The organism is Paraburkholderia phenoliruptrix (genome assembly GCF_019511605.1).
In the GTDB taxonomy this organism is placed as follows: domain Bacteria; phylum Pseudomonadota; class Gammaproteobacteria; order Burkholderiales; family Burkholderiaceae; genus Paraburkholderia; species Paraburkholderia phenoliruptrix_A.
In genome coordinates this window covers 1-6,902 of the sequence record NZ_JAEUAV010000053.1, presented here as the reverse complement: position 1 = coordinate 6,902, position 6,902 = coordinate 1, and the positions used below count along the sequence as shown (strand labels likewise).

Sequence of the window (6,902 nt, the reverse complement as noted above, 5' to 3'; positions counted from 1 at the left end):
CACTGCGTACAAGAGACAGCCCGCCCGCTCACACCCAGCACCCGCCGGCCCGGCACACAAAAGGTAAAATACCGCTTTCCCGCTTGCATCCGCCCGCCGCCATGACGCAATTTCGCATCGCCCCCAGCATTCTGTCCGCCGACTTCGCCCGCCTCGGCGAGGAAGTCCGCAATGTCGTCGCCGCCGGCGCCGACTGGATCCATTTCGACGTGATGGACAACCATTACGTGCCGAACCTCACCATCGGCCCGCTCGTGTGCGAAGCGATTCGACCGCATGTGGACGTGCCTATCGACGTGCATCTGATGGTGCGCCCGGTCGATCGCATCGTGCCGGACTTCGCGAAGGCGGGCGCGAATCTGATCAGCTTTCACCCCGAGGGCTCGGACCACATCGACCGTACGCTGTCGCTGATTCGCGATCACGGCTGCAAGGCCGGCCTGGTGTTCAACCCGGCCACCTCGCTCAATTATCTGGATCACGTGATGGACAAGCTCGACCTGGTGCTGATCATGTCGGTGAATCCCGGCTTTGGCGGCCAGTCGTTCATTCCCGAGGCGCTCAACAAGCTGCGCGAAGCCCGTAAGCGGATCGACGCCTATAAGGAGCGCACCGGCCGCGAGATTCATCTGGAAGTGGACGGCGGCGTGAAGGTCGACAACATCGCGGAAATTGCCGCGGCGGGCGCCGACACGTTCGTGGCAGGTTCGGCGATCTTCGGCCAGCCGGACCACAAGGTCGTGATCGACAAGATGCGCGCCGCGCTTGCCAACATCCAGCACTGACACCACGCGCCACATGACCGCTTCGTACCCCGCCCCGACGTTCACCGGTCCGCGTCTGCAAGCCGCCATCATCGACCTGGACGGCACGATGATCGACACCGCCGACGACTTCACCGCCGGCCTGAACGGCATGCTCGCGCAGCTCGACGCAGAGGAAACCTCGCGCGAAGAAGTGGTCGGCTATGTCGGCAAGGGCTCCGAGCACCTGATCCGCAGCGTGCTCGCACCGCGCTTCGAAGCGGAACACGCGCAAGACCGTTTCGACGAAGCGCTCGCCATCTATCAGGCCGAGTACGCAAAGATCAACGGCCTGCACACGCGTCTTTATCCCGACGTGGAGGCGGGGCTCGCCGCCATGCGCGAGGCCGGCCTGAAGCTCGCGTGCGTGACCAACAAGCCGCATCGCTTCGCTGTGCAGCTGTTGCAGCAATACGGGCTCGCGCAGTACTTCAGCGTCGTGCTGGGCGGCGACAGTCTGCCGAAAAAGAAGCCGGACCCACTGCCCATGCTGAGCGCAGCGGAGCAACTGGGCGTCGAGCCGCGCGCCACCGTGGCGATCGGCGATTCGGAAAACGACGCGCTGGCAGGCCGCGCGGCGCGCATGTCGACGCTCACCGTGCCGTACGGCTACAACCATGGCCAAGCTATACAAACAATAAAATCCGATGGTATAGTTGCCTCGCTGCTCGACGCCGCCAAGGCGATCGCAGCGCACCATTCCACGACTTGAAAAGTCCTTCATCCTCATGTTTCTGAATAAAAAACGGAGTCTGATTAGCATCGACCGGGGAGCCTGGCCCTGGCGTCGCTGGTCGCACTAACCTCACCCGAGGTACGCTGAAGCACGTCTTCGGCAACCGTTTTTTACTTCGCTGCGCTCTCGCGTTTTTTCATCGCTCGCACCGCTCGTTCAGCGGCATCGGTTGGTTCAGCCTGCGTGTACTGCCAAAGTACAACCGTGCGCCGGAACTCCGTGCTTGCGTCGATGGGAAAATTGCGCCGGTCGGTTCATCATCGCAAAAGTCGAACGAACGCCTGACCGGCTGCGCCATGCCCCGCTTTGTCCGACGCACGCTGCCGCCGGACCTATGAACAGGATCGGAACATGACCGAACTCGAATTCCAGTCCCTCGCCAACGAGGGTTTCAACCGCATCCCGCTGATCGCCGAAGCGCTCGCCGACCTGGAAACGCCGCTTTCGCTGTATCTGAAGCTCGCGCAGACCGAGCGCAACGGCGCGAACTCGTTCCTGCTCGAGTCGGTGGTGGGCGGCGAGCGCTTTGGCCGCTATTCGTTCATCGGCCTGCCGGCGCGCACGCTGGTGCGCACCCGCAACGGTGTGTCCGAAGTGGTGCGCGACGGCAAGGTCGTCGAAACACACGAGGGCGATCCGCTCGAGTTCATCCAGCAATTCCAGAGCCGTTTCAAGGTCGCGCAACGCCCGGGCTTGCCGCGCTTCGCCGGCGGCCTCGCCGGCTATTTCGGCTACGACGCGGTGCGCTACATCGAGAAGAAGCTCGCACACACGGCCCCGAAAGACGATCTGAATCTGCCGGACATCCAGTTGCTGCTGACCGAGGAAGTCGCGGTAATCGACAACCTCGCGGGCAAGCTGTACCTCGTGATCTACGCCGATCCGACGCAGCCGGAGGCGTACACGAAAGCGAAGCAGCGTCTGCGGGAACTGCGTCAGCGCCTGCGGGCGACCGTCGAGCCGCCGGTCACGTCGGCGAGCGTACGCACCGAAACCTACCGCGAGTTCGCCAAAGACGATTATCTGGCCGCCGTGCGCAAAGCCAAGGAATACATCGCGGCCGGCGAACTGATGCAGGTGCAGGTCGGCCAGCGTCTGACGAAGCCCTACCGCGACAATCCGCTGTCGTTGTATCGCGCGCTGCGCTCGCTGAACCCGTCGCCGTATATGTATTACTACAACTTCGGCGAATTCCATGTGGTCGGTGCGTCGCCGGAAATCCTGGTGCGCCAGGAAAAGCGCGGCGAAGACCGCATCGTCACGATTCGCCCGCTCGCCGGCACGCGCCCGCGCGGCAACACGCCCGAACGCGACGCCGAACTCGCCACCGAACTGCTGAACGACCCGAAGGAAATCGCCGAGCACGTCATGTTGATCGACCTCGCGCGCAACGACGTGGGCCGCATCGCGCAAATCGGCTCGGTGGTCGTCACGGACAAGATGGTGATCGAAAAGTACTCGCACGTGCAGCACATCGTGAGTTCGGTGGAAGGCAAGCTCAAGCCCGGCACGACCAATTTCGACGTATTGCGCGCCACCTTCCCGGCCGGCACGCTCTCGGGCGCGCCGAAGGTCCGGGCAATGGAACTGATCGACGAGCTGGAGCCAGTCAAGCGCGGCCTCTACGGTGGCGCGGTCGGCTATCTGTCGTTCACCGGCGAAATGGACCTCGCCATCACTATCCGCACTGGCGTGATCGCAAACGGCAATCTGTATGTGCAGGCGGCAGCGGGTGTCGTCGCGGATTCGGTGCCCGAATCCGAATGGCAAGAGACCGAGAACAAGGCGCGCGCGGTGTTGCGCGCGGCCGAACAGGTTCAAGACGGCCTCGATAGCGACTTCTGACCGGAGACTCACCATGCTGCTCATGATCGACAACTACGACTCGTTCACCTACAACCTGGTGCAGTACTTCGGCGAACTCGGCGAAGACGTGCGCACCTATCGGAACGACGAAATCACGCTGGACGAAATTGCGAAGCTCAACCCCGAGCGCATTTGCCTATCGCCCGGCCCCAGCAATCCGCAGCACGCAGGCATTACGCTCGACGTGCTGCGCGAATTCTCCGGCAAGACGCCGATTCTCGGCGTGTGCCTCGGTCACCAGGCTATCGGCGAAGCGTTTGGCGGACGCGTGGTGCGCGCGCAAACCATCATGCACGGCAAGGTCAGTACGATAGAAACCGACTGCAAAGGCGTGTTCGCCGACCTGCCCAGGCATTTCGTCGTCACGCGCTATCACTCGCTCGCGATCGAGCGTGAGTCGCTGCCCGATTGCCTGGAAGTCTCCGCATGGACAGAAGACGGCGAAATCATGGGCGTGCGTCACAAGGAACTGGCGGTTGAAGGCGTGCAATTCCATCCGGAATCGATTCTTTCCGAGCACGGTCACGCGCTGCTCGAAAACTTCGTGAAGCAGTCGCAAGCGAAGACCGCCCAACGCACCGGCTGACGAGCGAGACGACACCATGACCATCACGCCCCAGGAAGCGCTGCAGCGAACCATCGAGCACCGCGAGATTTTCCACGACGAAATGCTGCACCTGATGCGGCTCATCATGCGCGGCGAACTGTCGCCCGTCATGGCCGCCGCGATCATTACCGGCTTGCGCGTCAAAAAAGAGACCATCGGCGAAATCACCGCCGCCGCCACGGTGATGCGTGAATTTGCCCGGCACGTGAACGTGCAGGACAACTCGAACTTCGTCGATATTGTCGGTACCGGCGGCGACGGTTCGCACACCTTCAACATCTCCACGGCCACCATGTTCGTTTCGGCCGCGGCCGGCGCCAAGGTCGCGAAACACGGCAATCGCGGCGTGTCGAGCAAGTCGGGCAGCGCGGACGTGCTCGAAGCGCTCGGCGTGAATATCGATCTGCAGCCGGAACAAGTGGCTGCCTCGATTGCCGAAACCGGCATGGGCTTCATGTTCGCGCCGAACCATCACCCGGCCATGAAAAACATTGCGCCGGTGCGCCGTGAGCTCGGCGTGCGGACCATCTTCAACATTCTGGGTCCGCTCACGAACCCGGCCGGCGCGCCAAATCAACTGATGGGCGTGTTCCACGCGGACCTCGTCGGCATTCAGGTTCGCGTAATGCAGCGCCTCGGCGCAAAGCACGTGCTGGTGGTGTACGGTATGGACGGCATGGACGAGGTTTCGCTCGGCGCCGCCACGCAGGTCGGCGAGCTGCGCGACGGCGAAGTCCGCGAATACGAGATTCACCCCGAAGACTTCGGCATGCAGATGGTGTCGAACCGCACGCTGAAAGTGGCGGACGCCACCGAATCGAAAGCAATGCTGCTCGAAGCGCTCGACAACAAGCCGGGCGTCGCGCGCGAGATCGTTACGCTGAACGCGGGCACCGCGCTCTATTCGGCGAATGTGGCGGGCTCGATTGCGGACGGCATCCAGCTTGCGCGCGAAGCCATTGCAAGCGGCAAGGCACGCGCAAAGGTAGACGAACTGGTTCGCTTCACGCAGCAGTTCAAGCACTGATCAGGCAGCACCCAACGTAGCGAGACATTTATGAGCGACATCCTCGACCGTATCATCTCGGTCAAACGCGAAGAAGTCCGCGCGGCCGAACAAAGCGCGCCGCTCGAAGAACTGCGCCTCGAAGCGTCGTCGCGCGACATTCGCGATTTCGTCGGCGCGTTGCGCGCCAAACACGCGGCGGGGCTCGCCGCGGTGATCGCCGAAGTGAAGAAGGCAAGTCCGTCCAAGGGCGTGTTGCGCGAAGACTTCGTCCCTGCGCAAATCGCGCGTTCGTATGAACAGCACGGCGCGGCCTGCCTGTCCGTGTTGACCGATGTGCAGTTCTTTCAGGGCAGCGTCGCGTATCTCGAACAGGCGCGCGCCGCCTGCCAGTTGCCGGTGCTGCGCAAGGACTTCATCGTCGATCCGTATCAGATTGTCGAAGCCCGTGCGATGGGCGCCGACGCGATCCTGCTGATTGCAGCCGCGCTCGACACGGCGCAGATGCAGGACCTCGAAGCGCTCGCGCACTCGCTGGGCCTCGCCGTGCTCGTCGAAGTGCACGACAACGACGAACTCCAGCAGGCGCTCACGTTGAAAACGCCGCTGATCGGCATCAACAATCGCAATTTGCGCACCTTCGAGACCTCGATCGAAACGACAATCGGCATGCTCGAAGCCATTCCCGACGACCGCATCGTGGTTACCGAATCGGGCATCCTGTCGCGTGCGGATGTCGAGCGGCTGCGCGCGAAGGACGTGAATACGTTCCTCGTCGGCGAGGCGTTCATGCGTGCCGACGAGCCGGGCGTCGAACTTGCCCGCATGTTCTTTCCTGGCGCCGCGTGAAGTAAAGCCACGCGAGTACCGACGAACCGAGGAACCGAGGACAGAGCAACGGCCGAAACAGCCGGGCAGACAGGAGAGCAGCAATGGGCATGGAACGCGAGATCAAATTGCTGCTGCCGGCCGACCAGGTCAAGGCGGCCTCGGCGTGGTTCGTCGCGCGTACCGGCGAAGAAGGCCGCGCGATCAAGCTGTCGAACATTTACTTCGATACGCCGCAACTTGCGCTCGCAGCGTCCAAGAGCGCGCTGCGCTTGCGCCACACGCCGCACGGCTGGCTGCAGACGTTCAAGACAGTGGGCAGTGCGACAAACGGTTTGCACAGCCGTCACGAATGGGAAATGCCCGTCGCGGGCGAGGCGCTGGAAATCGACGCCTTGCTGCGCGAGTGCGACGAGCCGTCCGCCGCGCAGGCGCTGCGCGACGCGGCACCGCAATTGACCGAACTGTTTCGCACGGACTTCACGCGCACGCTGTGGCAGGTGAGCGTCGACGGCTCCGAGGTCGAAGCCGCGATCGATCAGGGCAACGTGCTCGCCGAAGTGAACAGCGAGCTGCGCCGCGCGCCGATCTCGGAGATCGAACTGGAGCTGAAGTCCGGCGACGAAGCCGCGCTGCACGCGCTTTGTGACGAACTCAGCAAGCAGATCGCCGGCCTTGCGCCGGAAAACGTCAGCAAGGCGCAACGCGGTTATCAGTTGCGGGCGGGTTGAGACCGAGGGACGTGGCGCGGCTACCTGTTGCGGGCGGGCTGAGAGTCAAGCGCGCTGCGGCTAACCGTTGCGGCCGGGTTGAGACTCACGCGCCGCGCGGCTACCCGTTACGGCCAGGTTGCGAGTCAAGCGCGGTGCGGCTAACCGTTGCGGTCGGGCTAAGACTGCAGCGCAGAACGGCCACCCGTCGCGAGTTGAGGGAGTGTCTGAATTTTTGTGTGCAAGGCGTCTGAACATTTCGGGCGTGGTGGGCGATCAATTTCATTCTAGCTGTCGGGTCGTGTGAAGCGATCCTCGTAGAGGATCGCGAACTGCCGCATCGCAG

At 63.0% G+C, this 6,902-nt stretch carries 7 protein-coding genes; all 7 read left to right on the top strand.

What is annotated here, in order from left to right; genetic code table 11:
• Positions 1 to 101: 101 nt before the first annotated feature.
• The 7 genes from rpe (at position 102) to JNB89_RS30590 (ending at position 6,577) form a co-directional block, all read left to right on the top strand.
• Positions 102 to 785, top strand: coding sequence for a ribulose-phosphate 3-epimerase (rpe, locus tag JNB89_RS30620; protein ID WP_013340602.1), 684 nt, complete (start codon positions 102 to 104; stop codon positions 783 to 785).
• A gap of 13 nt (positions 786 to 798) precedes the next feature.
• A complete protein-coding gene (locus tag JNB89_RS30615; protein ID WP_220364711.1) occupies positions 799 to 1,515 on the top strand; it encodes a phosphoglycolate phosphatase in 717 nt (238 codons plus the stop codon).
• A gap of 375 nt (positions 1,516 to 1,890) precedes the next feature.
• Entirely contained in the window at positions 1,891 to 3,384 is a 1,494-nt protein-coding gene (gene trpE / locus JNB89_RS30610) for an anthranilate synthase component I (protein WP_013340604.1), read from the top strand.
• A 13-nt stretch (positions 3,385 to 3,397) separates the two neighbouring features.
• Positions 3,398 to 3,991, top strand: a complete 594-nt coding sequence (locus tag JNB89_RS30605) for an aminodeoxychorismate/anthranilate synthase component II (protein WP_220364710.1) — start codon at positions 3,398 to 3,400, stop codon at positions 3,989 to 3,991.
• Between the two features lie 16 nt (positions 3,992 to 4,007).
• The gene (gene trpD, locus JNB89_RS30600; RefSeq protein WP_220364709.1) at positions 4,008 to 5,039 is read left to right on the top strand and encodes an anthranilate phosphoribosyltransferase; all 1,032 of its coding nucleotides are present in this window, start codon (positions 4,008 to 4,010) and stop codon (positions 5,037 to 5,039) included.
• A 30-nt stretch (positions 5,040 to 5,069) separates the two neighbouring features.
• A complete protein-coding gene (trpC, locus tag JNB89_RS30595; protein ID WP_220364708.1) occupies positions 5,070 to 5,867 on the top strand; it encodes an indole-3-glycerol phosphate synthase TrpC in 798 nt (265 codons plus the stop codon).
• Between the two features lie 83 nt (positions 5,868 to 5,950).
• Positions 5,951 to 6,577 carry a CYTH domain-containing protein gene (locus tag JNB89_RS30590; RefSeq protein ID WP_220364707.1) on the top strand — a complete coding sequence of 209 codons (627 nt, stop codon included), beginning with the start codon at positions 5,951 to 5,953 and terminating at the stop codon, positions 6,575 to 6,577.
• Positions 6,578 to 6,902: the final 325 nt, after the last annotated feature.

Bases quoted from the DNA above. Each gene is read 5' to 3' on its own strand.
- JNB89_RS30590 (WP_220364707.1), top strand. From the start codon at position 5,951: ATGGGCATGGAACGCGAGATCAAATTGCTGCTGCCGGCCGACCAGGTC.
- JNB89_RS30615 (WP_220364711.1), top strand. From the start codon at position 799: ATGACCGCTTCGTACCCCGCCCCGACGTTCACCGGTCCGCGTCTGCAA.
- JNB89_RS30605 (WP_220364710.1), top strand. From the start codon at position 3,398: ATGCTGCTCATGATCGACAACTACGACTCGTTCACCTACAACCTGGTG.
- trpC (WP_220364708.1), top strand. From the start codon at position 5,070: ATGAGCGACATCCTCGACCGTATCATCTCGGTCAAACGCGAAGAAGTC.
- trpD (WP_220364709.1), top strand. From the start codon at position 4,008: ATGACCATCACGCCCCAGGAAGCGCTGCAGCGAACCATCGAGCACCGC.
- rpe (WP_013340602.1), top strand. From the start codon at position 102: ATGACGCAATTTCGCATCGCCCCCAGCATTCTGTCCGCCGACTTCGCC.
- trpE (WP_013340604.1), top strand. From the start codon at position 1,891: ATGACCGAACTCGAATTCCAGTCCCTCGCCAACGAGGGTTTCAACCGC.